This window comes from Thermomonas fusca DSM 15424, assembly GCF_000423885.1.
Taxonomy (GTDB): Bacteria; Pseudomonadota; Gammaproteobacteria; order Xanthomonadales; family Xanthomonadaceae; genus Thermomonas; species Thermomonas fusca.
Window position 1 is genome coordinate 123,242 of record NZ_AUIV01000005.1, and the last position, 22,788, is coordinate 146,029.

Genomic DNA, 22,788 nt, shown 5'->3' on the forward strand with positions numbered 1-22,788 from the left:
TGGCGGATGCGGCCGCGTTGCGCAGTCAGGATGCAGCCTGCGCGCGCGGCGCCTGCAGCAGATCCGGCCAGCGCTTCAGCACCGCCGCGCGGATGCCGGCCGCGTCCAGCCCGGCTTCGGCCAGCAGGTCTTCGCGGCTGGCGTGGTGCTGGAAGGCATCGGGCAGGCCGAGGTGCAGGATCGGCAGGCCCATGCCTTCGGCGGCCAGCAGTTCGGCCACGCCGCTGCCGGCCCCGCCTGCCACCACGTTGTCTTCAAGGGTAACGAAGCCTTCGTGGCTGTTCGCAAGTTCAAGGATCAGCGCGCGGTCCAGCGGTTTGACGAAGCGCATGTTGACCACGGTGAGGCCAAGTTCCTCGCCCACCTGCTGCGCTGCCGGCACCAGCGCACCGAATGCGAGCAGGGCGATCCGCGCACCGCTGCGGCGCAGCTGCGCCTTGCCGATCGGCAGCATGTCCAGACTCGGTTGCACCGCCAAGCCGGGGCCGCTGCCGCGCGGGTAGCGCACCGCGGCAGGGCCGGGGTGATGGTGGCCGGTGGAGAGCATCTGTCGGCATTCGTTTTCGTCGGCCGGCGCCATCACCAGCATGTTCGGCACGCAGCGCAGGTAGCTGAGGTCGAGGTTGCCGGCATGGGTGGCGCCGTCCGGGCCGACCACGCCGCCGCGGTCGATGGCGAACAGCACGTCCAGGTTCTGGATGGCGACGTCGTGCACCAGTTGATCGTAGCCGCGCTGCAGGAAGGTGGAGTAGATCGCCACGACGGGTTTGGCACCTTCGCAGGCCATGCCCGCGGCCAGCGTCACCGCGTGCTGCTCCGCGATGGCGACGTCGAAATAGCGGTCCGGATACTCTTGGCTGAAACGCACCAGGCCCGAGCCTTCGCGCATCGCCGGGGTGATGCCGAGCAGCTTGGGATCGCTTGCTGCCATGTCGCAGAGCCAGTCGCCGAACACGTCGGTGTAGGTGGGCTTCTTCGCCGCGGGCTTGCCGACCACACCGATGGTGGGGTCGAACGGGCTGACCGCGTGGTAGCCGATCTGGTCGCCTTCGGCCAATTCGTAGCCCTTGCCCTTGGTGGTGATGACGTGCAGCAGCTGCGGGCCGCGCAGGCCCTTCAGCGTCTTCAGGGTCTGCAGCAGGGCGTCGGTGTCGTGGCCGTCGATCGGGCCGGTGTAATGGAAGCCCATCTGTTCGAACAGGGTGGACGGCACGAACATGCCCTTCCAGTGTTCTTCCCAGCGCTTGACGAAGCGCGCCGGCGGGTTGCGCTTGTCGCCCAGCAGCTTCTTGCCGCCTTCGCGAATGGCGTTGAGGGTGCGGTTGCCGGACATGCGCCCGAGCATCTTGGTCAGCCCGCCCACCGCCTCGCTGATCGACATGCGGTTGTCGTTGAGGATCACCAGGATGTCCGGTTCCTCGTCCATGCCGCCGGCGTGGCCGAGTGCTTCCCAGGCCATGCCCGCGGTCATCGCGCCATCGCCGATCACCGCCACGATCCGGCGGTCGATGCCGGCGCGCGCATTGGCGATGGCCATGCCCAGCGCGGCCGAGATCGAGGTCGAGGAGTGGCCGACGCCGAAAGTGTCGTATTCGCTTTCCTCGCGCTTGGGGAACGGCGCCACGCCGTCCTTCTGCTTGACCGTGTGGATGCGGTCGCGGCGGCCGGTGAGGATCTTGTGCGGGTAGCACTGGTGGCCCACGTCCCAGACGATGCGATCGTGCGGCGTGTCGTACAGGTAATGCAGGACGGTGGTCAGCTCCACCACGCCCAAGCCCGCGCCGAAATGCCCGCCGGACTTGCCTACCGATTCGATCAGGAACGCGCGCAGCTCGTCGGCCACTGCGCGAATGTCGGCTTCCGGCAGTTGGCGCAGGTCGGCGGGGTTGTCGATTTTCGACAACAGGGGATAGCGGGACGCATCGATCATCCGCCTATTGTCGCGCTGCGGCGGGGTGCGGGCAATGTGAAGGCCGGGTCCGGAACGCACGGGGCCCGCGGTCGCGGGCCCCGGCGCGCATCCGGCGGGGCGCGCGCAATCAGCCGCAGCTGCCGCAGCAGGTGGTGCCTTCGGCGTGCTCGGGCGCCAGCGTGGCGGGGAAGCCGGCGGCGCGCAGGGCATCGCTGATGTCGTTTTCCTTCAGGCCGCTTTCCACCAGCAGGCGGCCGCGGCCGATGTTGGCGGTGATCTTGGCCTGCGGGTCCAGCGCGTGCACGGCGAAGGCGATGGAGCGGGCAGTGGCTTCGTCAACGAGGCCCAGGACGTCGAACAGCATGAGGAAACTCCAGAAGATGGCGGGACGCGCTGTGCGCGGTGCCGCCATGATCGGCAGGCGCTGTCGTCGCTGCCTTGACCGGGATCAGCCGAAGGGCGCGCGAAATCGAAGGTTCTGGGCAGGAAGGGTTTCGGCCGCGACCGCGAGCGCCGGCGCTGGGTGAAGCCCCGCCCGCAGGGATGAGGGGCCGACGTCAGGCCTGCGCGGCCTGCGCGCGCAGCTGCGCGGCGCGCGCATGGCCCAGATAGCGGTGGATGCCGGCGCGGGCGAGGTAGAGCAGCGGGATCAGCGCGATGGCCGCGAGCATCTTGTAGGCGTAGTTCAGCGAGCCCACCGCCAGGAACAGCGAGGTGGGCCAACGCTGCGGGCCGAGGACGAAGGCGATGTACAGCACCACGAAGCTGTCCACCAGCTGCGACACCGCGGTGGAGCCGGTGGCGCGCAGCCAGGCGTGGCGCTCGCCGGTGCGGCGACGGATCTGATGGAAGACGTCGATGTCGATCAGCTGGCCGACCAGGAAGGCGACCAGCGAGCCGACCATGATCCACATGCCCTGGCCGAACACCGCCGCGTAGGCCGCCTGGTAGTCGGGCACGCCCTGTCCTTGCGCCGCCCCGACCCACCAGCCGGCCGGCGCCAGCCGGATGGCGATGTACGCGAACCCGAAGCCGTAGGCCACCAGCCCCGCGGCCAGCCAGCTGACCATGCGCACGCCGCGCTTGCCGAAGTACTCGTTGACCGTGTCGGTCATGATGAACACGATCGGCCAGACCACCGTGCCGGCGGTGAAGTCCAGCGTGCCGCCCTGCCCGAACAGCTTCCACTGCAGCGGCGCGATCCCCAGCGTGCCTTCCAGCGCGAAGATCTTGACCCCGATGAACTCGGCCAGCACCGCGTTGGCACAGAAGAACGCCGCCAGCGCTGCGAACAGCCGGGTCGCGCGATCGTCCAGCAGGCGCATGCTTCAGGGCGACTTGGCCGGGGGCGGCGCGAACGGGATGGTGTCCGGGGCCACCGCGCCGCCGCTGATGATGAAGCTCATGGCCTGGTCCACGGTCCAGTCGGTGGGCGTGATCTTTTCCATCGGCACGATTTCAAGATAGCCCGAGGTCGGATTGGGCGTGGTCGGCACGTACACCGCCGCCAGCTCGCGGCCCGTGCCAATCTCGCGCATGACGCGGGTGACGAAGCCCAGCGTCTTCATCTCGTTGTGCGGGAAGTCGATCAGCACCACCCGCTGGGTGCCATCCGGCTTGGTCTGCAGGATGTCCAGCAGCTTGCGCGCGCTGCCGTAGATGGTGCTGGCCAGCGGGATGCGCGCCACCAGCGCCTCGAACCAGCGCAGCAGCCGTTGCCCCACCACCCGCCGCGCCAGCCAGCCGGCCAGCAGGATGAAGCCCACCGTGGCGACCAGCGCGATCGCGTTCTGCACCCACGGTTCCACCAGCCAGCCGAAGGTCCGGGGGTTGCCCGCGGCGATGCCGGCAAGGCCGGGCTCGATCAGCGGCTTGCTGAGGTCGCCCAGCAGCACGAACACGAATTTCACCACCACCCAGGTCAGCCACAGCGGCAGCAGGGTCAGCAGACCGGTCAGGAACAGGCGCTGCAGGCGCAGGCCGAGCGAAGGAGATGCGGACATGCGCACATTCTAGGGGGGCGGGGGGGGCATAAAGTCGGCGCCGCGGCTGCCGTTATTCCCCAGGACTTATCCCGCATTTGCCGAAAAATCACCCAGGAGCAGGTTGATGGTTGCGTCTCCCGATGTCGAAACCGTGGTGCCTGCTCCTTCCCCGCCGCGGCGCGTCAGCGCCACTCTGTCCCGCAAGGCGCTGCTGGAGCAGCCGGTCACCGGCCGGGAGGAGCCGTTCCGGGACGGGGAACTGATCGTTTCCTGCACCGATCTGCGCGGCATCATCACCTACATCAACGAATACTTCTGCGAGATCAGCGGCTACCACGAGAACGAGCTGATCGGCTCCCAGCACAACGTCATCCGCCATCCGGACATGCCGGCGGGGGCATTCGCCGACCTGTGGACGCACATCCAGGCCGGCCGGCCGTGGGGGGGTCTGGTCAAGAACCGCTGCAAGAACGGCGACCACTACTGGGTGGACGCGCATGTCACCCCGATCCTCGACGAGGCAGGCAAGGTCACCGGCTACATGTCGGTGCGGCGCAAGCCGTCGCGCGCGCAGGTGGCCGAGGCCGAGCGCGTCTATGCGCAGCTGCGTACCGGCCAGCTGAAGGACGTGGTGATCCGCAACGGCCGCGTGCGGCAGGTGCCGCTGGCGGAGCGGCTGAACCCGCTGTGGAAGCTGTCGCTGACCACGCGCCTGTACCTGTTCGCCCTGTTCGGCCCGGTGCTGGCGGCGCTGCTGCTGTTGCGCGCGGGCGCGCACGACGTGACCGGGTGGCTGCTGGTGGTCGCCAGTCTCGGCTTCACCCTGTATTCGGCCCGCTGGCTCTCGCGCGACGTGGTGGGCCGCTGCAACGACGCCCGCCGCGCGCTGCGCGAGATCGCCGGCGACGTGTTCACCGGCCACATCGACACCTCGCGCAGCGACGAGGTCGGCGGCATCCTGCAGGGCATCAAGTCGATGCAGACCCGGCTGGGCTTCCAGGTCGAGGACCTGCGCCGCGAGCGGGCGATGACCCGCGAGGCGATGGCGTCCGCGACCGCCAACATCATGGTGGCCGATTCCAATCGCAAGGTGGTGTTCGCCAACCGCGCGATGCAGGCCATGCTGGGGCGGGCGGAAGCGGCGATCGCGCAGACGCTGCCGGAGTTCCGGGCGGAGCGCACGGTCGGGACCTACCTGGAGGAATTCCACCCGGAGCCGGCGCGGCGGCGGGTCCTGCTGGGCGGGCTGACCACAGTGCACGCCGAAACCGTCGAACTGGGGGCGCTGACCTTCGACACCACCGTGACCGCGGTACGCAGCGAACAGGGCAAGGTGCTGGGCTACATCACCGAATGGCGCGACCGCACCGGCGAACTGCTGATCGAACGCGAAATCGAGCAAGTGGTGGCGCGCGCCGCGGCGGGAGACCTGGATTGCCGCATCGTCGAGCAGGGTAAGCAGGACTTCCACCTGACCATTTCCCGCAGCGTCAACGCCATGGTGGACAACACCCAGCGCGCGTTGGTGGGCATCCGCCAGGTGCTGCATTCGCTGGCCGAAGGCGACCTGACGCACCGCGTGGACGCACGCCTGCAGGGAACGTTCGGCGAAATGGCCGCCAACGCCAACGAGACCGTGGAACGCCTGACCGAGATGGTGGGGCAGATCCAGGACGCGGTGGTGGCGATCAACGCCGCGGCATCCGAGATTTCCTCCGGCAACGACGATCTTTCCAGGCGGACCGAGCTGCAGGCGGCCAGCCTGGAGGAAACCGCGTCCTCGATGGAGGAATTGACCTCCACCGTGCAGCACAACGCGGAGCGCGTGCGCGATGCGCGGCGGCTGGCGGAACAGGCCTCCACCATCGCCCAGGACGGCGGGGAGGTGGCGACGGAGGCAGTCAGTACGATGCGGCGGATCACCGACGCCTCGCACAGGATCGAGGAGATCATCGGGGTGATCGACGGCATCGCCTTCCAGACCAACATCCTGGCGCTGAACGCGGCGGTGGAGGCGGCGCGCGCCGGCGAACAGGGGCGCGGCTTCGCGGTGGTGGCGGGCGAGGTGCGGGCGCTGGCGCAGCGTTCGGCAACCTCGGCCAAGGAAATCAAGATGCTGATCGAGACCTCCGTGCTGGCCGTGGACCAGGGCTCCGTGCAGGTCAGGCAGGCCGGCGAAGCGATCGGGAAGCTGGTCAGCGAGGTCGGCAAGGTCTCCAGGCTGGTGGCCGAAATCAGCTCCGCCAACGACGAGCAGACGTCTGGCATCGGGGTCGTCAACCAGGCGGTCACGGAACTGGACAATTCCACCCAGCAGAACGCGGCGCTGGTGGAGCAGGCCAGCGCGGCGGCGCGGTCCATGGCGGACCAGGCGCAAGCCCTCTCGGAACAGATGTCGCGCTTCCGGTTGGTGGCGTGACGGCGATGCCGGCCCGCCGGAGGCGCCAGGCGCCTCAGTCCATCTTGGCCAGACGGATGCCGACGTCGGCATAGCCGCGCGAGGCGTCCAGCGGCTGCGCCTTGCCGCCGACCATGCGGCTGCCGCAGTCGCGGTCGGCGCACAGGGTCAGCCAGCCGCCCACCGCGGCGGCCGGCTGGGCGCGCAGCTCGCCGGCACTGGGCAGGCGGTAGCGATGGCCGTCCTGCGCGCCCAGCCAGGCGGCGTAGGCCAGCGCATCGGCGGCGGAAACGCAGGCGATCGGCTTGCGGTCGTTGCCGGTGTTGTTCCACCGCAGCTTGCGGCCGAAGAAGCCCTTGCCGCAGTTCGCCGCGGCGCGGCCGGTGGCGCTGGCGAAGCGGGCGTAGTCGGAGCGGCTGACCGTCAGGATCTCCACGCTGGCCGCCTGCGACTGCGCGGCTCGGGCGGTCACGGCGACTGCCTTGATGGGCGCCGGCCCCACCCGCGCCTGCAGTGCCCGCTGGCGCGCGGCATCCAGCCCCAGCCAGCCGGTTTCTGCCAGCAGGGTGGCGGCGCTGCCGCGGGTGGCGGGTTTGGCCAGCAGCGTGGTCAAGCGTCGCTCCAGCGCGGCATCGAGGCGCTTGCGCAGCAGGGCGATCGAGGCGCCGGTGCCGCCGCGGCGCGCATCGAGCTGCTGCGCACGCTGGAATGCCGCCCGCGCGCTGGCGCTGTCGCCGCCCAGCAGTGCGCGCTCGGCGGCATTGCCCAGTGCGTCGAACAGTTCCGCGGTCAGCCGCAGGGTATCGGGATCGGTCGGATTGGTGCGCCAGGCCGCCTCGATGCTGTCCCAGGCGTTGGCATTGGCGGGCGAAAGCAGCGCGCCGTTGCGCAGCTGCTGCTCGGCATTGGCGACGAAGGCGGCAACGCTGCCGCCGGTTGCCAGCGGGTCGCCCAGCCCGGTCACCGCGCCTTCGGTCGGTGCCGGCAGGTCGATTGCCGCGGGCGCATCCGCGGCCTGGGCGTTGGTCGCCGCGGGTGAGGGCGATTCGCGCAGGGAGAAGTAGGCCATGGCGAGCGCCAGCGCTGCCATGCCGCCGATCCCGGCAAGCAGCCAACGCGACCCGGCCGCCGCGGCTTGCGGTTCCGCCAGTGCCGCGGGCGGGACTTCGACCGCGCCGAAGGCCCTGCCGCTGCGCCGCTCGAGTGCGTCGAGCGCCTGCAGCATGTCGTTGGCGCTGGCGTAGCGCTGGTCAGGTTGCTTAGCCATGGCCTTGTCGATCAGCGGTTGCCAGTGCTTCAGCGCGGCCGGCAGCCGTGGCACCGGTTCCTGCACGTGCTTGAGTGCCATGGTCAGTGCATCGCCGGCGTTGTAGGGCAATTGGCCCACCAGCATTTCCCAGATGAGCACGCCGATGCTGTAGATGTCCGCGCGGCGGTCCACGTCCTGCCCGCGCGCCTGCTCCGGTGGCATGTAGGCGGTGCTGCCGACGGCCAGCCCGGCGCTGGTCAGGCGCGGGTTGCTGCCGCGGCGCAGGGCGATGCCGAAGTCGGCCAGCATCGGCCGGTCGGCGTCGTCGAACAGCACGTTCTCGGCCTTCACGTCGCGGTGCACCACGCCGCGCACGTGCGCGTAGTCCAGCGCGTCCAGCAGGCTGCGCAGGATCGCCGCCACCTTCGGCTGGTCGCCGGCCAGCCGGCGTTGGGCCAGGTGGCCGCGCGAAAGATAGGGCATCGAGTAGAACGGCAGGCCGTCGCCGGTGCGCCCGACCTCGTAGATGCCGACGATGTTGGGATGTTCCAGCCGGGCGATGGTGCGGGCCTCGTTCTCGAAGCGCGCGCGGCTGACCTCGTCGGCCAGTGCGTCGGCCAGCATCACCTTCAGCGCCACCTTGCGATCCAGCGAGGCCTGCTCGGCCAGGTAAACGGTGGACATGCCGCCGTGGCCGATCACCCGCAAGATGCGGTAGCCGTCGATGCTGGGATAGGTCTTGTCGGTCACGTTGCAGTTCGCTTGCCCGGGTGCAGCGCCGAGCATACGACGGGCGTGGTGATGGATGGAACGATCAGCGCGCCGGCTTGCGGCGGACGTACAACTGCTTGCGGGTGCGCGCGACCACCTCGCCGCCGGCATCCACGATGTCGTTGTCGAACCAGCGCAGTACCTTGCCGCCGCCGGCGGCGGCGTCGCGCAGCTCCCCGAGCACCGCGTCGTCGAGCGCGAAGTTGGCCTGCACCACGCCGCGGCCGGGCTTCACGAATTCGATCTCGCCCGCCTTGTCCCACACGAAGTGGTCGCGGCCGAGGTGGTGCAGGACCATCAGCATCCAGAACGGGTCGGTCATCGCGAACAGGCTGCCGCCGAAGTGGGTACCCACGTAGTTGCGGTTCCACGGCCGCATCCGCAGTTCCACCCGGGCGCGGCGGTAGTCGTCGGACAGGTGGGTCAGGTGGATGCCGGCAAGCAGGTAGGGCGGCCACAGGTTGAGGCCGTGGCGGAACAGGCTGGCTCGCATGGTGACGCGGATCGCGGGAGGAGGGGGCATCATCCCATACGCGGCCGTACTGTTGCGTGTGCGGCCGCCCCCGCTGCTGGCGCGGGCCTGCGCAAGCGGGGGTCAGACCAGCAGCAGCGCCGACATCTGCCTGCGGTAGCGGCCCACCAGCTCGTCGTCGTCGAGCACGCGGAAGGCGTCGATCAGCGATTTGCGGGCCAGGTCGTCGCCGTACTTGCGATCGCGGCGCAGGATTTCGATGAACTGGGCCAGCCCGGCCTCGGCATCGCCAGCCACCAGCTGGCGCACGCCCAGCAGATGGCGCGCGCGCAGGTCGCCCGGTTCGGCGGCGATCGCGGCTTGCAGCACTTCCGCGGGGGGCGCGTCGACCAGCAGGGCGGCGAAACCCAGCTTGGCGCGTGCCTTGATGGCGCGGTCGTCGGTGGCCAGGTTGGCCGGCAACCGGTCCAGCAGCTGCTCGGCTTCGCTGGCCGAGCCGGTCTGCAGCAGGGCCAGGGCGAGGTCGAGCTTGTGTTCTTCCTTGTCCGGCTCGGCTTCCACCGCCTTGCGCAGGCGCACGACTTCCTGGTGCGGGTCGAGCGGCGCGGCTTCGGCCGGGGCCTGCTCTTCGGCGGGGGCGGCTGCGGGCTCGATGCCATGGTGCTTGAGGAATTCGCGCAGCTGGCCTTCCGGCAGCGCGCCGGGAAAACCGTCCACCAGCTGCCCGTCCTTGACCAGCATGACCGTGGGCACCGAGCGGATCTGGAACGCCGCGGCCAGTTCCTGCTGCTTGTCCACGTCGACCTTGGCCAACACGAAAGCGCCGTGATAATCGGCGGCCAGCTTCTCCAGCAGCGGCCCCAGCGTCTTGCACGGGCCGCACCATTCGGCCCAGAAATCCACCAGCACGGGGGTCTGCATCGACCGGCGGATCACATCCTCCTCGAACTGGGCGGCGGTGGCGTCGAACACGTTCGGGCTGGCGGTCTGGTTCATGGCGAGGTCGCTAAGGGACATGGCCCAGTAGATGGCGACGAAGGCCGCAATCGCAAGCCGATGTAAAAAATAGTTGACATGCGAAGCGACGAATGTAATGTCTGCATTACATTTAGTCCGCTGGAGATGACATCAATGCGCCTCTCTCCCCGATCCGGCTTTGTCACCTGGCTGTTGTTGGCCGGCGTCGGCCTGGCCCTGTTCTTCACCGGTGAATACCGCGACCTGCCGCTGCCATTGGGGTGGCTGGGGATGTTCCTGTTCGTGGCTGCGGTCTGGTTCTCGGTGGCGCAGCTACACGCGACTCCGGCAAGCGACGAAGAAGTCCAGGTGGCGCCCGGCGAATGGCAGGCCTGGGTCGGCGTGGCCTTTGCCAGCGCGCTGATCGTCGCCCTCATACTCAAGGCGGAGCTGCTACTGCCGCAGCTGCCGATCCACCGCAATCCGGATGCCGGCGCGGCCGGCAAGTCCATCGGCACCCTGTTCGTGGCCTGGCTGGTGCTGGCGCAGGTGCTGAAGCAACGCTGGGCGGGGCGCGTGCAGGCCGATGAACGCGATGCACGGATTGAGCTGGTCGCCGGCCAGTGGGCCCGCTGCGCCGCCGCTGGCGGGGTGGTCGCGATCGCGCTGCTGCTGGGGTTCTCCGAGACCGAGCGCCTGCGTGAATTCAGTTACCCCTTCATCGCGCAGATGCTGATGCTGGCGCTGCTGGCCGGGCTGTGGGTGGAACAGCTGGTGGCCGCGGTGCTGTATTGGCGCGACCGACAATGAGCGGCACCGCGGTTGCCAACGACATCCGCCGACTGCGCTTCGCGCGGGGTGAAATGACCCAGCAGGCGTTGGCCGATGCCTGCGGCGTCACCCGCCAGACCATCATCGCGCTGGAGGCAGGCCGCTACGCGCCATCGCTGGAGCTGGCGTTTCGCATTGCCGATGCGCTGGGCGTGCGGATTGAAGAGGTCTTCCAATGGAACGGGGCCAAGAAGTAGCCGCGGCATGCCAGCCCCAAAGGCTGCCGCCGGATTCCTGCCGGACACCGCATCTGTTAGGGTCGCCACGGCGACGGAGGGCCGTCAACACGTACTCAAGGGGATGAAATGCACGTTTGGAAATCGATACTTGCCATGCTGCTGGCTTTCGCCTTCTCGGCGGCGCACGGCAAGGACGTGATCAGCGCGACAGGCGCCACCAATCCGCCGCCATCAGAAGCGCTAGTCGCTTTCGATCGCTACGAGCTGAGGCCGGCGGCGCTGGCTACGGAATATTCCAATCACGACGCCAACAAGGCGGCGTTGGCCTCGTTCCAGCGGAACCTGGACGAGCGGGTCGGTAACTGGCTTCAGGAACAGAATGCGCGGCCGGCGGCTCACGAGCCGGTACGTACTTTGATCATCGAGCCGCGCATCGAGAAGATCCGGTTCATCGGCAAGGGCGCGCGATTCTGGGCTGGCGCGCTTGCCGGAAGCTCGCAGGTGCTGGTGAAGGTGAAAATGACCGACCAAGCGACGGGAACGGTCATCGCGGAGCCGGAGTTTTATCAGCACGCGAAAGGCATGGCCGGCGCGTGGACGTTCGGTGCCGCGGACAACAGCATGCTGATCCGCGTCGCGAGCATGACCTTGCAGTACCTGCAGGACAATCAGCCCACCGCGGTGGGTGGGGCGACCGGCTGGGCCAGCAAGTAATCTTCAGCCGTGGACCGGAGTCGCGGTGACCATTGAGAAAACCCGGCGCGGCGCGGTCCTGGCGGCGCTTGCGGCGCTGTCGTTTACCCTCGCGCTGCTGCTGGCCGCCGTCGGCCTGCCGGAGTATTCGCACCGCATCCACCCGGTAGCGCTGCGCGGTGCCAGTGGCCTGCCGGGAGCGATGCTGTTCAACGCGGGCGCGTTCCTGCTGCCGGGGATCGCACTGCTGCTGGCTTCGCAGGCGCTGCGGCCTTCACTGGCCAAGCGGGGCTGGGCGGCGCGGATCGGGCTGACCCTGGCGCAGCTGTCGGCGCTGGCGTTCGGGCTGCAGGGTGCGCTGCCGCTGGATGCCAGCGGACAGGACGAGCACGCGATGCGGCTGCATGCGCTGATGTGGATGCTGTGGTGGATCGCGTTCGTGCCGGCGATGCTGCTGCTGGCGCTGGGCGCGCGGCGCGGCGCCGGGTTTGCCGTTGCCTGTCTTGCCGCCGGCCTGCTGGTGCCGCTGCTGGCGGTGCTGGCACCGGTGGATGCGTGGGTGGGGCTGGCGCAGCGGCTGGCGTTCGCGCTGTGGCTGGGCTGGTGGCTGCTGGCGGCGCTGGTGCTCAGCCGTGTTTCAGTTTCAGCGCAAGAATCGTTGCCGCCAGCACGAAGGTGACCGCGTTAGAGGCGATCATCGGCCACGAGTCGAGGAAGATCCCGTAGCCAAACCAGCAGACGATGCCGAAGGTGAACACCACGTACATCCCCAGCGAGATGCCGGAGGTGTCGCGGGTGCGGATGGTCTTCACCGCCTGCGGCACGAACGACAGCGTGGTGCAGGTGGCGGCCAGGTAACCCAGCCATTCCAGGTTCATCGCGCGGGCTCGCGGTGGACGACGCCGTCCTTCATCACGAAATCCACCTTCAGCACGTTGCCGATGTCGGCCAGCGGGTCGCCGGGCAGGGCGACGATGTCGGCGCGCTTGCCGGGCGCCAGCACGCCCTGGTCGTCCACGCCCAGCACCTCGGCGGCGCGGATGGTGGCGGCCTGCAGCGCCTGCGCGGCGGGGATGCCAGCCTCGACCATGTACAGGAACTCGCGCGCGTTGTCCCCGTGCGGGCCCACGCCCATGTCGGTGCCGAAGGCGATCTTCACCCCGTTGCGGTACGCCTTGCCCGCGGTGTCCTGGATCAGCGCGCCGATCCGCGCCGCCTTGGGCCGGACGACGTCGGGGAAATAGCCGTCGATCTTGGCCTTCTCTGCGACGAAGCGCCCGGCGTAGATGGTGGGCACGTACCAGGTGCCGCGCGCCTTCATCAGCCGCATCACCTCCTCATCCATGTAGGTGCCGTGCTCGATGCTGGTGACGCCACCGAGGATGGCGCGGGTCATGCCCTCCTTGCCGTGCGCGTGCGCCGCTACCCGGTAGCCGTAATCCTTCGCGGTATCGACGATCGCCTTCACTTCGTCGACGGTGAACTGCGGCGCGTCGCCGGACGCCGCGTAGCTGAGCACGCCGCCGGTGGCGGTGATCTTGATGACGTCGCTGCCGTCCTTGTAGCGCTGGCGCACCGCCTGGCGGGCGTCGTCGACCGAATTGACCACGCCGTCGGTGGGGCCGGGCGGGCCGACCAAGTGCGAGAGCGCGTCGTTCCAGCCGTTGGTGGGGTCGGCATGGCCACCGGTGGTGGCGATGGACTTGCCGGCGGCGAAGATCCGCGGACCCCTCACCAAGCCCTGGTTGATCGCGTCGCGCAGGTGCAGTGCAACTTCGCCACCGAGGTCGCGGACGCTGGTGAAGCCGGCGGCCAGGGTTTTTTCCGCGTAGCCGACCGAGCGATAGGCGTAGTCCACCGGGTCCAGCCGGAACCCTTCGGAATAGCTTTGCGGGCTGGACTGGCTGCCCATGTGCACGTGCAGGTCGGTGAAGCCGGGGAGGCAGGTGCGGTCGGACAGGTCGATGGCGCGGGCGTCGCCCGCGGCTGCGCCGCGTCCGGGTACCACCTCGGCGATGCGTCCCGCGCGCACCACCACCGTGTGCGGACCAAGCAGCGCGCCGCTGCGGCTGTCGAACAACCTGCCGCAGGTCAGGACGGCGTCACCGGCAGAGGCAGCGGGGGCAAGGACGGCCAGCAGGGCGGCGGCAAGGGCGAGGCGGGTGCGCATGGCGGATCTCCCGGAAGTCGGCGGATAGTGCCATGCGGGCGGCCCGTGGTGCGCTGCGGTAAGCTTCGTGATCCGCTTCCCCCGTGCCTTCTGCCGTGTCCGAGCCCGCCATCTACGATCCCCGCACCGTCGAGTCCGCCGCCCAGTCGTTCTGGGCCAACACCCGTGCCTTCGAGGTGCGCGAGGGCGGCGGCAAGCCGAAGTACTACTGCCTGTCGATGCTGCCGTATCCGTCCGGTGCGCTGCACGTGGGCCATGTGCGCAACTACACGATTGGCGATGTCATCAGCCGCCACAAGCGGATGACCGGGCACAACGTGCTGCAGCCGATGGGCTGGGACGCATTCGGCCTGCCGGCCGAGAACGCCGCGATCAAGAACAAGACCGCGCCGGCCAAATGGACCTACGCCAACATCGAGCACATGCGCACGCAGCTGCGGTCGCTGGGCTATGCGATCGACTGGAGCCGCGAGTTCGCCACCTGCAAGCCGGACTACTACGCCCACGAGCAGCGCATGTTCGTGCGCCTGCTGAAGAAGGGCGTGGCCTACCGCAAGAATTCGGTGGTCAACTGGGACCCGGTGGACCAGACCGTGCTGGCCAACGAGCAGGTCATCGACGGCCGCGGCTGGCGCACCGGCGCGCTGGTGGAAAAGCGCGAGATCCCGCAGTGGTTCCTGCGCATCACCGACTACGCGCAGGAGCTGCTGGACGATCTGGACAAACTGGAAGGCTGGCCGGACTCGGTCAAGACCATGCAGCGCAACTGGATCGGGCGCAGCCAAGGGCTGGAAATCCATTTTGCGGTCGATGGCGAAACCCGGCCGCTGACCGTGTTCACCACGCGTCCCGATACCCTGATGGGCGTGACCTTCATCAGCATCGCCGGCGAACACCCGCTGGCGCAGAAGGCCGCGCGCACCAACCCCGAGCTGGCCGAATTCATCGCCGGTCTCAAGCAGGGCGGCGTCTCCGAGGCGGAGCTGGAGACGCAGGAAAAGCGCGGCATGGCCACCGGCCAGTGGGCCCGGCACCCGGTCACCGGCGAGGACATTCCGATCTACGTCGCCAATTTCGTGCTGATGGGCTACGGCACCGGCGCGGTGATGGCGGTGCCGGCGCACGACCAGCGCGACTGGGAATTCGCCAAGGCCTACGGCCTGCCGGTCAAGCCGGTGATCGTCGATGCGGCGACCCGCGACGCGCTGGAGGAAATGTCGTCGCACCTGAAGGAACACGACGACCCGATGGCGGTGGCGCTGGGTGGCCATGCGCCGGTGGACGTCTACGAGATCGATGCCGCAGTGGCAATGGTGCGCGAATACCTGCGCCGGATCGAGGAAGAGGGCGCCCACACCGAACGCGGCTGGCTGATCAACTCCGGCGAGTTCAACGGCATGGACTTCGACACCGCGTTCGAGGCGCTGGCGGTGAAGTTCGAGCTGGCCGGGACCGGCACCCGGCGGGTCAACTTCCGCCTGCGCGACTGGGGCGTCTCGCGCCAGCGCTACTGGGGTTGCCCGATCCCGGTCATCCATTGCCCCGGCTGCGGGGTGGTGCCGGTGCCGGAAGACCAGCTGCCGGTGGTGCTGCCCGAGGACGTGGCCGATGCCTTCGCATCGGGCGACGTGCATTCTCCGATCAAGTCCGACCCCGAGTGGCGCAAGACCACCTGTCCGCAGTGCGGTGGCGCCGCCGAGCGCGAAACCGACACCTTCGACACCTTCATGGAGTCGAGCTGGTACTACGCCCGCTATACCTCGCCGGGTGCCGCCGACATGGTGGACGAGCGCGCCAACTACTGGCTGCCGGTGGACCAGTACATCGGCGGCATCGAGCACGCGATCCTGCACCTGATGTATTTCCGCTTCTATCACAAGCTCCTGCGCGACGCCGGGCTGGTGCACAGCGACGAGCCGGCCACCCGCCTGCTCACCCAGGGTATGGTCATCGCCGACACCTTCTTCCGCGAGCAGGACAACGGCGGCAAGGAGTGGATCAACCCGGCCGACGTGGAACTGCAGCGCGATGACAAGGGCCGCATCACCGGCGCCACGCTGGCCGCGGACGGCCAGCCGGTGCAGATCGGCGGCACCGAGAAGATGTCGAAGTCGAAGAACAACGGCGTCGATCCGCAGCTGCTGGTGGACCGCTACGGTGCCGACACCGTGCGCCTGTTCTCGATGTTCGCCGCGCCGCCCGACTTGTCGCTTGAATGGAGCGATGCCGGCGTGGAAGGCATGGCGCGATTCCTGCGCCGGCTGTGGCGCGACGTGCACGCACATGCCGCCCAGCCGGACCACCCGGCGGTCGACCCCGCCGCATTGGACGCACCGCAGAAGGCGCTGCGCCGGCAGGTGCACGAGGCCATCGCCAAGGTCGGCGACGACTACGCGCGCCGGCACGCCTTCAACACCGCCATCGCCGCGCTGATGGAGCTGATGAACGCGATCGGCAAGTTCAACGACATGAGCGAGCAGGGGCGCGCAGTGCGCCACGAGGCGTTCGAAGCCATCGTCCTGTTGCTGAATCCGATCACCCCGCACATCAGCCATGCGCTGTGGCAGGTGCTCGGCCATCCGGAGACGCTGCTGGAGGACGTGCCGTTCCCGAAACCGGATGCGGCTGCGCTGGTGCGCGATGCGGTCACGCTGGCGGTGCAGGTCAACGGCAAGCTGCGCGGCACGATCGAGGTCGGCGTAGATACCCCGCGCGAGGCGATCGAGGCCGCCGCGCTGGCGGAGCCGAACGTGGCCGCGTTCGTGGCCGGGCAGGCGCCGAAGAAGGTGATCGTGGTCCCGGACAAGATCGTCAATATCGTGGTGTGAACCGCGCCAGGCTGGCGCATACCCCCGCCGTTTCGCTTCCGAAACGGTGGGCCCCACTCCTTGGCTTCCACTCCCCCTTCGCGCTGCGTGCGAATCGCTCCCCGACGCGGGGCCGGGAATGAAGCGCGATACACTCCGAGCATGAAATCCCGCCTCGCCATCCTCGCCCTGTCCGCCGCGCTGTTGTCCGGCTGCGGCTTTCACCTGCGCAACGCCCTCAACCTGCCGGCCGACTTGGGCCCGGTGCGGGTGCTGGCGGCCGACCGCTACAGCCCGCTGGGCGATCTGCTGGCCGAAGGCCTGCAGCGCGCAGGCGCGCAGGCGGCGCCCGCGGAGGCCAGCGAAGGGGTCGCCACCCTGCAGGTGATTTCCGAGCAGTGGGCCGACACCCCGATCAGCAACGACCAGTCCGGGCGCGCTCAGGAATACGCGCTGCGCTACGCGGTGGTGTTCAGCCTGCGCCGTGCCGATGGCAGCACCGCAGTTCCGCAGCAGGCGGTGGAGCTGTCGCGCGATTACCTGGCCCCGGCGGTGGATTCCATCGGCAAGGCCAGCGAGCGCGAGATGCTGGTCCGCGAGCTGCGCCGCGACATGGCGGCGGCGATCCTGCGTCGCGTCGACGCCGCTTCCAAGCCGGCCGCGCAGTAACGCCGGCAGGCCGCGCATGGAACTGGGCGCAGACCGCCTTGCCGGACAGCTGGCCAACGAGCCGCTGCGGCCGGTCTATCTGATAGCCGGCAGCGAGCCGCTGCTGGTGCTGGAAGCCGCCGACGCGGTGCGCGCCGCCGCGCGCGCGCAGGGCATCCCCGACCGCGAAGTGCACGACATGGAAGGCCGCGATGCCGACTGGGACGGGCTGGATGCGTCGATCAACGCGCCCAGCCTGTTTGCCAGCCGTCGCCTGATCGAAGTCCGTCTGCCCACCGGCAAGCCGGGCGCGGAGGGCGCGAAGCTGATTTCCGGCTTCTGCGCCGCGCCGCCGCCGGACGTGGTGCTGCTGGTGATCGCCGGCGAATGGTCGAAGTCGCACGCCGGCAAGTGGAGCGAGGCGGTCGCCCGCGCCGGGCACCTCGCCATCGCCTGGCCGGTGAAGCCGCAGGAGCTGTCAGGCTGGATCGGCCAGCGCCTGCGCAGCCGCGGCATCAAGGCCGCACCCGACGCGGTGGCGCGGCTGGCGCAGCGGGTGGAAGGCAACCTGCTGGCGGCGGCGCAGGAAGTGGACAAGCTGGCGCTGCTGCTGCAGGGTCAGGCCGAGGTGCTGGATGTCGAGCGGATGGATGCGCTGGTCGCCGATTCCGCGCGCTTCGACGTGTTCCGGCTGGTCGATGCCGCCCTCAACGGGCAAGCCGCGCAGGTGTCGCGGGTGATCGCCGGGTTGAAGGCGGAAGGCGAGGCGATCCCGGCGCTGATGGGCATGGTGGTGAAGGAGCTGCACACCGTCGCCGCGCTGGCGCGCGCGCGCAATTTCGCCGCCGAGTGCAAGGCGCAGCGCATCTGGCCGGCCAAGGAAGCCGTGTACAAGCGCGCGCTGTCGCGGCATCCGCCGGAGCGCTGGCAGCGGTTGCTGGTGGAAGCCGGCAGCGTGGACCGCATTTCCAAGGGCCGGGTGCGGCCGGGCCGCGAATCCCACGACGCCTGGCTGCAGCTGGAACGCCTGCTGCTGACGGTTGCGGATCCGGGCGCACTGCGCCTGCTGGCATCGTGAGCAGCCCGCTGCGGGTGTTCTATGGCGGCAGCTTCGACCCGGTGCACAACGGGCACCTGGCCATCGCCCGCGCCGCCCGCGATGCGCTGCACGCCGAGGTGGCGCTGGTGCCGGCGCGCGATCCGCCGCACAAGGACGCCACCCATGCCGATAGCGACCAGCGCGCGCAGCTGCTGGCGCTGGCGATCGACGGCGAGCGGGGGCTGCGGGTGGACACGCGCGAACTGCACCGCGCCGGTCCGTCCTACACCTTCGACACCCTGACCGAGCTGCGCGCCGAAGCCGGCGCCAGCGCGCCGCTGGCGTGGCTGGTCGGCGCCGACTCGCTGCTTCAGCTGCATACCTGGCACCGCTGGCGCGAACTGTTCGACCTCGCCCATATCGTCGCCGTGCAGCGCCCGGGTGCCGAGGTCGACGCCGCGCGCCTGCGCGAACAGGCGCCGCAGGTGCTGGCCCAGGTCAATGGCCGCTGGCTGCCGCCCGATGCGTTGGCTGATGGGCCGGCTGGCGGCTTCGTCCTGCTGCCGCTGGCGGAGCTGCGGCCGGAGTCCTCCACCGAGCTGCGCCGCCGCATCGCCGCCGGCGAACCGTGGCGGGAGTGGGTGCCGGCGGCCGTGGCCGCGCGTATCGACAGCCTTCATCTCTACCGCAACCCGGCCGTTATACTGCCTGCGTTTCCATCGAGCGATCGCCCTTGACCACCGCCGCCCAAGTCATCAAGACCAGCCTGCCCAACCCGCCGCCCTCCGTGGAGGCCCTGCTGAAGGCCGTGCACGACGGGCTGGAAGAACTCAAGGCCAAGGACATCGTTGAAATAGACGTACGCGGCAAGAGCAGCGTCTGCGATTACATGGTGGTTGCCTCCGGCACCTCCACCCGCCACGTGAAGTCGGCGGCGGACGAAGTGGTGCGCTTCGCCAAGAAGCTCGACGTGATGCCGCTGGGCGTGGAAGGCGAGCGCGAGGCCGAATGGGTGCTGGTGGACCTGGGGGACGTGGTCGTCCACGTCATGCTGCCGAGGGTGCGCGAGTTCTACGCGCTGGAACGGCTGTGGTCGGTCGGCGACCAGCCGCCGGCAGCGGGTGGCGAAGACGAATAAGCCCGGTGCCGTCACGGCCGTTGCGCCGGTGGCGGCAGCCAGCGTCCTGCAGCAGCTGCAGGCGCAGTCCGGCCTCTGCGCCCAGGCCAGCCCGGCGCGCAAGCGCTTCGACAAATTGGTGTCCGAGCTGGAGCGCCAGCGCGGCGAACTGCGCGCCTGGGCCGAGGCCCTGCCGCGCTGGCATGAGCGCCACCAGTCGCAACTGGCGCCGCTGTTGGCGCAGCGGATCGAGCTGGATGTCGCGCTGGTGGAATTGCTGGACCACAGCGACGCCACCATCAAGCTGGCCAAGAGTGATCGCGCCGTTCTTTCCGAACTGCTGTGCCAGCTGGCCGGGCCATTGATCGAGGCCGGTCGCGTGGAACTCAAGCCACTGTACGACCGCCACAGTCCGCAGGACTACGACGCGGACATGGCGGAAACGGATGCGATGTTCAAGCAGGTGCTCGGTGCTGCGTTCGGCCTGTCGCCCGAGGACGTGGAGGCGATGGACTCGCCGGACGCGGTGTTCGAGCAGGCGCAGGCGCGAATGCACCAGCAGCAGGAACATGTGCGGCAGCGCAAGGCGCGTCGGCAGCAGCGCGAACGCGCCAAACAGCCGGCCGACGAGCCGCCGCCGCTGCGCGAGCTGTACCGCAGGCTCGCGGCCAGCCTGCATCCGGATCGCGCCCGCGACGCCGCCGACGGCCAGCGCCGCACCGTGTTGATGCAGCGGCTCAACGCCAGCTACAAGGCTGGCGACCTGATCGGCCTGATCGAGCTGCAGGTGGAGATCGGCCTGCTGGACGCCGCCGGCGTGGATGCACTCACCGACGCGCGCCTGCAGCAGTACAACCGCGAGCTGTCCCGGCAGTGCGAGGAGGTCGCGCGGGAACTGGCGCAGGTGGAGCAGGGCTTCTGCGCGGACTACGGGCTGGATCCGGCGCGGCGGCTGAAGCCGCAGCAGCTCGACAAGCTGCTGGCGCGTTGCAAGCGCGAAGTCGAAGCCGACCTGGCGATCATGCGCGCCGACCTGCGCGGCCTGCAGCAACCGCAGGCGTTCAAGCGCTGGCTCAAACAACAGCGCCAGCTGGGCGATGAGGATGCGCGCTTCGCTCAGGATGACGCCGGGTACTGGTACTGATGAAGGCGCGTCTGATCGCCGTGGGCGAGCGCGCGCCCGGCTGGGTGGCGCAGGGCTTCGCCGAGTACCAGAAACGGCTGTCGCACTGGCTGCCGCTCGATCTCGTCGAGGTCGAACCCGGCGTGCGCGGCAAGGGTCGTGACACCGCCCGCGCGATGAGCGACGAGGGCGCGCGGGTGCTGGCGGCGCTGCCGAAGAGCGCGCATGTGGTGGCGTTGGATGGGCGCGGGAAAATGCATTCGTCCGAACAGCTCGCCCAACGCCTCGAACGCTGGCGCGGGCAGGGCCGCGACCTCGCCTTCCTGATCGGCGGCCCCGAGGGCCATGCCGCCGAGGTCATCGCCCGCGCCGACGAACACTGGTCGCTGGGCCCGCTGACCCTGCCGCACATGCTGGTGCGGCTGGTGCTGGCCGAACAGATCTACCGCGCGGCGGCGCTGCTGGCCAACCATCCCTATCACCGCGCCTGATCACAGCGCACGCGGGCAACAAAAAACCCGCCGTTTCCGGCGGGTTTTTCGTGGGTTGGGTGTCGCGAAGAATCAGACCTGCATCGCCTTGGCGACTTCGGCCAGGTAGTCTTCCTGCACCTTCTCGATGCCTTCGCCGACCACCAGGCGCTGGAAGCCCAGCACGTCGGCGCCGGCGGCCTTGACCACGGCTTCGACGGTCTTGTCGCCGTCCAGCACGTAGGGCTGGCCGTACAGGGTGACCTCGTTGACGATCTTGTTGATCTTGCCGCTGATGATCTTCTCGAGGATCTCGGCCGGCTTGGCCTTGTCCTTTTCGCTCATCTTGGCCAGCTCGATTTCCTTTTCCTTGGCCACGAACTCGGCCGGCACATCGGACGTCTTGTTGTGCGGCGGGTTCATCGCGGCGATGTGCATCGCCAGGCCGCGGGCCAGGTCGGCGTCGCCGCCGGCCAGCTCGACCAGCACGCCGATCTTGCCGCCGTGCACATAGGCCGCCACGTTGTTGTTGCCGTCCACGCGCACCATGCGGCGCACCTGGATGTTCTCGCCGAGCTTGGCGATGGCGGCGGCGCGGGCTTCCTCGACGGTCTCGCCGGAAGCCAGCTTGGCGGTCTTCAGGGCTTCAACGTCGGCAGCACCGGAGCTCAGCGCGGCGGCGGCGATGGCGTCGCACAGGGCGACGAAGCTGCCGTCCTTGGCCACGAAGTCGGTTTCGGAATTGATCTCGACCAGCACGGCGTTGCCGCCGTTGCCGGCAGCGGCCACGCGGCCTTCGGCGGTGACGCGGCTGGCCTTCTTGTCGGCCTTGGCCAGACCCGACTTGCGCAGCGCCTCGGCGGCGGCGTCGATGTCGCCGTTGTTTTCGGTCAGTGCCTTCTTGCACTCCATCATGCCGGCGCCGGTGCGCTCGCGCAGATCCTTGACCAGGGAAGCGGTGATTTCAGCCATGGGGATTACCTCTAGATGTATGGAAACGCCATCCCTGCGAAAGCAGGATCCGGAGACCTTGCCCGTTCGGGGTTCAACGTCCCTGGACTCCCGCCTGCGCGGGAATGGCGAGCAGTAACCCGCGGCCGCGCAGCTGGGCGCGACCGCGGGACGGGCGATTACTCGCCCTTCTTGCCGTTGCGGCGGGCCGGCTTGGCCTCTTCGCCTTCGACGGCGGCGGCGAAGTCTTCTTCACGCACCGTGGCCGAATTCGGGGCAGCGGCCTTGCCTTCCAGCACGGCGTCGGCGGCGGCGCGGGCGTACAGCTGCACGGCGCGGATGGCGTCGTCGTTGCCGGGGATCGCGTAGTCCACCAGTTCCGGGTTGTAGTTGGTGTCGACCACCGCGATCACCGGGATGCCGAGCTTCTTGGCTTCCTTGATGGCGATGTCTTCATGGCCGATGTCGATCACGAAGATCGCGTCGGGCAGGCGGTTCATTTCCTTGATGCCGCCCAGCGAGGCTTCCAGCTTGTCGCGCTCGCGGCGCAGGCCCATCACTTCGTGCTTGACCAGCTTCTGGAAGGTGCCGTCGGTTTCCGCGGCTTCCAGTTCCTTCAGGCGCGACACCGACTTCTTGACGGTGGCGAAGTTGGTCAGGGTGCCGCCCAGCCAACGCTGGTTCATGAACGGCTGGCCGCAACGCTCGGCTTCTTCCTTGATGGCATCGCGCGCGCTGCGCTTGGTGCCCAGGAACAGGATGGTGCCGCGCTTCTGCGCAACGCCCGAGATGAAGTTCATCGCGTCGTTGAACAGCGGGACGGTCTTTTCCAGGTTGATGATGTGGATCTTGCCGCGGGCGCCGAAGATGTACGGGCCCATCTTGGGATTCCAGTAGCGGGTCTGGTGGCCGAAGTGGACGCCGGCTTCCAGCATCTGGCGCATGGTGATCTGGGGCATTTCTGAAACTCCGATGAGGGAATCCGCGCCGGTTGGATGAAGGCGCTGCGCCACGGC

23 protein-coding genes are annotated in these 22,788 nt (G+C 68.9%); 12 read left to right on the plus strand and 11 right to left on the minus strand.

All coding sequences use genetic code 11. The features are described from left to right. Positions 1–25: 25 nt before the first annotated feature. The 4 genes from dxs to G582_RS17800 form a co-directional block, all read right to left on the minus strand. Complete coding sequence (gene dxs, locus G582_RS0102560) at positions 26–1,930, minus strand: 1-deoxy-D-xylulose-5-phosphate synthase (protein ID WP_028838497.1); 1,905 nt, start codon at positions 1,928–1,930, stop codon at positions 26–28. 109 nt (positions 1,931–2,039) lie between these two features. Beyond that, positions 2,040–2,276, minus strand: a complete 237-nt coding sequence (locus G582_RS15150; RefSeq protein WP_156880217.1) for a hypothetical protein — start codon at positions 2,274–2,276, stop codon at positions 2,040–2,042. Between the two features lie 193 nt (positions 2,277–2,469). Beyond that, positions 2,470–3,237, minus strand: a complete 768-nt coding sequence (locus G582_RS17795) for a queuosine precursor transporter (protein WP_028838498.1) — start codon at positions 3,235–3,237, stop codon at positions 2,470–2,472. 3 nt (positions 3,238–3,240) lie between these two features. Then, positions 3,241–3,915 (minus strand): DUF502 domain-containing protein, encoded by a 675-nt coding sequence (locus tag G582_RS17800; RefSeq protein WP_038052526.1) that lies wholly within the window; start codon positions 3,913–3,915, stop codon positions 3,241–3,243. Between the two features lie 106 nt (positions 3,916–4,021). On the opposite strand from G582_RS17800, the gene G582_RS15155 reads away from it, so the two are divergent. Continuing rightward, positions 4,022–6,316 (plus strand): methyl-accepting chemotaxis protein, encoded by a 2,295-nt coding sequence (locus G582_RS15155; RefSeq protein ID WP_051246504.1) that lies wholly within the window; start codon positions 4,022–4,024, stop codon positions 6,314–6,316. 34 nt (positions 6,317–6,350) lie between these two features. Here G582_RS15155 and G582_RS17055 read toward each other — a convergent pair whose 3' ends face one another. The 3 genes from G582_RS17055 to trxA form a co-directional block, all read right to left on the minus strand. Next, positions 6,351–8,294, minus strand: a complete 1,944-nt coding sequence (locus G582_RS17055) for a serine/threonine-protein kinase (RefSeq protein WP_169380539.1) — start codon at positions 8,292–8,294, stop codon at positions 6,351–6,353. A 64-nt stretch (positions 8,295–8,358) separates the two neighbouring features. After that, a complete protein-coding gene (locus G582_RS0102590; RefSeq protein ID WP_028838500.1) occupies positions 8,359–8,808 on the minus strand; it encodes a DUF4442 domain-containing protein in 450 nt (149 codons plus the stop codon). 102 nt (positions 8,809–8,910) lie between these two features. After that, entirely contained in the window at positions 8,911–9,804 is an 894-nt protein-coding gene (gene trxA, locus G582_RS0102595; protein ID WP_425476530.1) for a thioredoxin, read from the minus strand. 114 nt (positions 9,805–9,918) lie between these two features. Here trxA and G582_RS0102600 point away from each other — a divergent pair, with 114 nt between their 5' ends. From G582_RS0102600 to G582_RS15170, 4 genes are all read left to right on the plus strand, one after another. Next, positions 9,919–10,554 (plus strand): hypothetical protein, encoded by a 636-nt coding sequence (locus tag G582_RS0102600; protein WP_156880219.1) that lies wholly within the window; start codon positions 9,919–9,921, stop codon positions 10,552–10,554. Then, entirely contained in the window at positions 10,551–10,772 is a 222-nt protein-coding gene (locus tag G582_RS0102605; RefSeq protein WP_028838503.1) for a helix-turn-helix transcriptional regulator, read from the plus strand. Before G582_RS0102600 ends, G582_RS0102605 begins: the two co-directional genes overlap by 4 nt. Before the next feature lie 135 nt (positions 10,773–10,907). After that, positions 10,908–11,468, plus strand: a complete 561-nt coding sequence (locus tag G582_RS15165; RefSeq protein WP_051246511.1) for a hypothetical protein — start codon at positions 10,908–10,910, stop codon at positions 11,466–11,468. A 25-nt stretch (positions 11,469–11,493) separates the two neighbouring features. Next, positions 11,494–12,126 (plus strand): DUF998 domain-containing protein, encoded by a 633-nt coding sequence (locus G582_RS15170; RefSeq protein ID WP_051246514.1) that lies wholly within the window; start codon positions 11,494–11,496, stop codon positions 12,124–12,126. On the opposite strand, the gene G582_RS0102620 is transcribed toward G582_RS15170, so the two are convergent. Both G582_RS0102620 and G582_RS0102625 read right to left on the minus strand, forming a co-directional pair. Then, positions 12,074–12,325 carry a SemiSWEET transporter gene (locus G582_RS0102620; RefSeq protein WP_028838504.1) on the minus strand — a complete coding sequence of 84 codons (252 nt, stop codon included), beginning with the start codon at positions 12,323–12,325 and terminating at the stop codon, positions 12,074–12,076. The genes G582_RS15170 and G582_RS0102620 overlap by 53 nt on opposite strands. Then, a complete protein-coding gene (locus G582_RS0102625) occupies positions 12,322–13,617 on the minus strand; it encodes a metal-dependent hydrolase family protein (RefSeq protein ID WP_028838505.1) in 1,296 nt (431 codons plus the stop codon). The genes G582_RS0102620 and G582_RS0102625 overlap by 4 nt, the downstream gene beginning before the upstream one ends. 95 nt (positions 13,618–13,712) lie before the next feature. Here G582_RS0102625 and leuS point away from each other — a divergent pair, with 95 nt between their 5' ends. The 7 genes from leuS to rlmH all read left to right on the plus strand — a co-directional run bounded on the left by leuS (position 13,713) and on the right by rlmH (position 20,842). Next, positions 13,713–16,445 carry a leucine--tRNA ligase gene (gene leuS / locus G582_RS0102630; RefSeq protein WP_038052528.1) on the plus strand — a complete coding sequence of 911 codons (2,733 nt, stop codon included), beginning with the start codon at positions 13,713–13,715 and terminating at the stop codon, positions 16,443–16,445. 141 nt (positions 16,446–16,586) lie between these two features. Further along, a complete protein-coding gene (locus tag G582_RS15175) occupies positions 16,587–17,093 on the plus strand; it encodes an LPS-assembly lipoprotein LptE (RefSeq protein ID WP_038052534.1) in 507 nt (168 codons plus the stop codon). A gap of 16 nt (positions 17,094–17,109) precedes the next feature. After that, complete coding sequence (gene holA, locus G582_RS0102640; RefSeq protein ID WP_028838507.1) at positions 17,110–18,150, plus strand: DNA polymerase III subunit delta; 1,041 nt, start codon at positions 17,110–17,112, stop codon at positions 18,148–18,150. Further along, the gene (gene nadD, locus G582_RS15180) at positions 18,147–18,848 is read left to right on the plus strand and encodes a nicotinate-nucleotide adenylyltransferase (protein WP_248642643.1); all 702 of its coding nucleotides are present in this window, start codon (positions 18,147–18,149) and stop codon (positions 18,846–18,848) included. The genes holA and nadD overlap by 4 nt, the downstream gene beginning before the upstream one ends. Then, entirely contained in the window at positions 18,845–19,249 is a 405-nt protein-coding gene (gene rsfS, locus G582_RS0102650) for a ribosome silencing factor (protein ID WP_028838508.1), read from the plus strand. The genes nadD and rsfS overlap by 4 nt, the downstream gene beginning before the upstream one ends. Further along, the gene (locus tag G582_RS0102655) at positions 19,233–20,372 is read left to right on the plus strand and encodes a hypothetical protein (protein ID WP_051246517.1); all 1,140 of its coding nucleotides are present in this window, start codon (positions 19,233–19,235) and stop codon (positions 20,370–20,372) included. Before rsfS ends, G582_RS0102655 begins: the two co-directional genes overlap by 17 nt. Further along, on the plus strand, positions 20,372–20,842 hold the full coding sequence (gene rlmH / locus G582_RS0102660; RefSeq protein WP_028838510.1) for a 23S rRNA (pseudouridine(1915)-N(3))-methyltransferase RlmH: 471 nt from the start codon (positions 20,372–20,374) through the stop codon (positions 20,840–20,842). The genes G582_RS0102655 and rlmH overlap by 1 nt, the downstream gene beginning before the upstream one ends. A gap of 72 nt (positions 20,843–20,914) precedes the next feature. Here rlmH and tsf read toward each other — a convergent pair whose 3' ends face one another. Continuing rightward, on the minus strand, positions 20,915–21,793 hold the full coding sequence (tsf, locus tag G582_RS0102665) for a translation elongation factor Ts (protein WP_028838511.1): 879 nt from the start codon (positions 21,791–21,793) through the stop codon (positions 20,915–20,917). A 158-nt stretch (positions 21,794–21,951) separates the two neighbouring features. Beyond that, entirely contained in the window at positions 21,952–22,731 is a 780-nt protein-coding gene (rpsB, locus tag G582_RS0102670) for a 30S ribosomal protein S2 (protein WP_028838512.1), read from the minus strand. Positions 22,732–22,788: the final 57 nt, after the last annotated feature.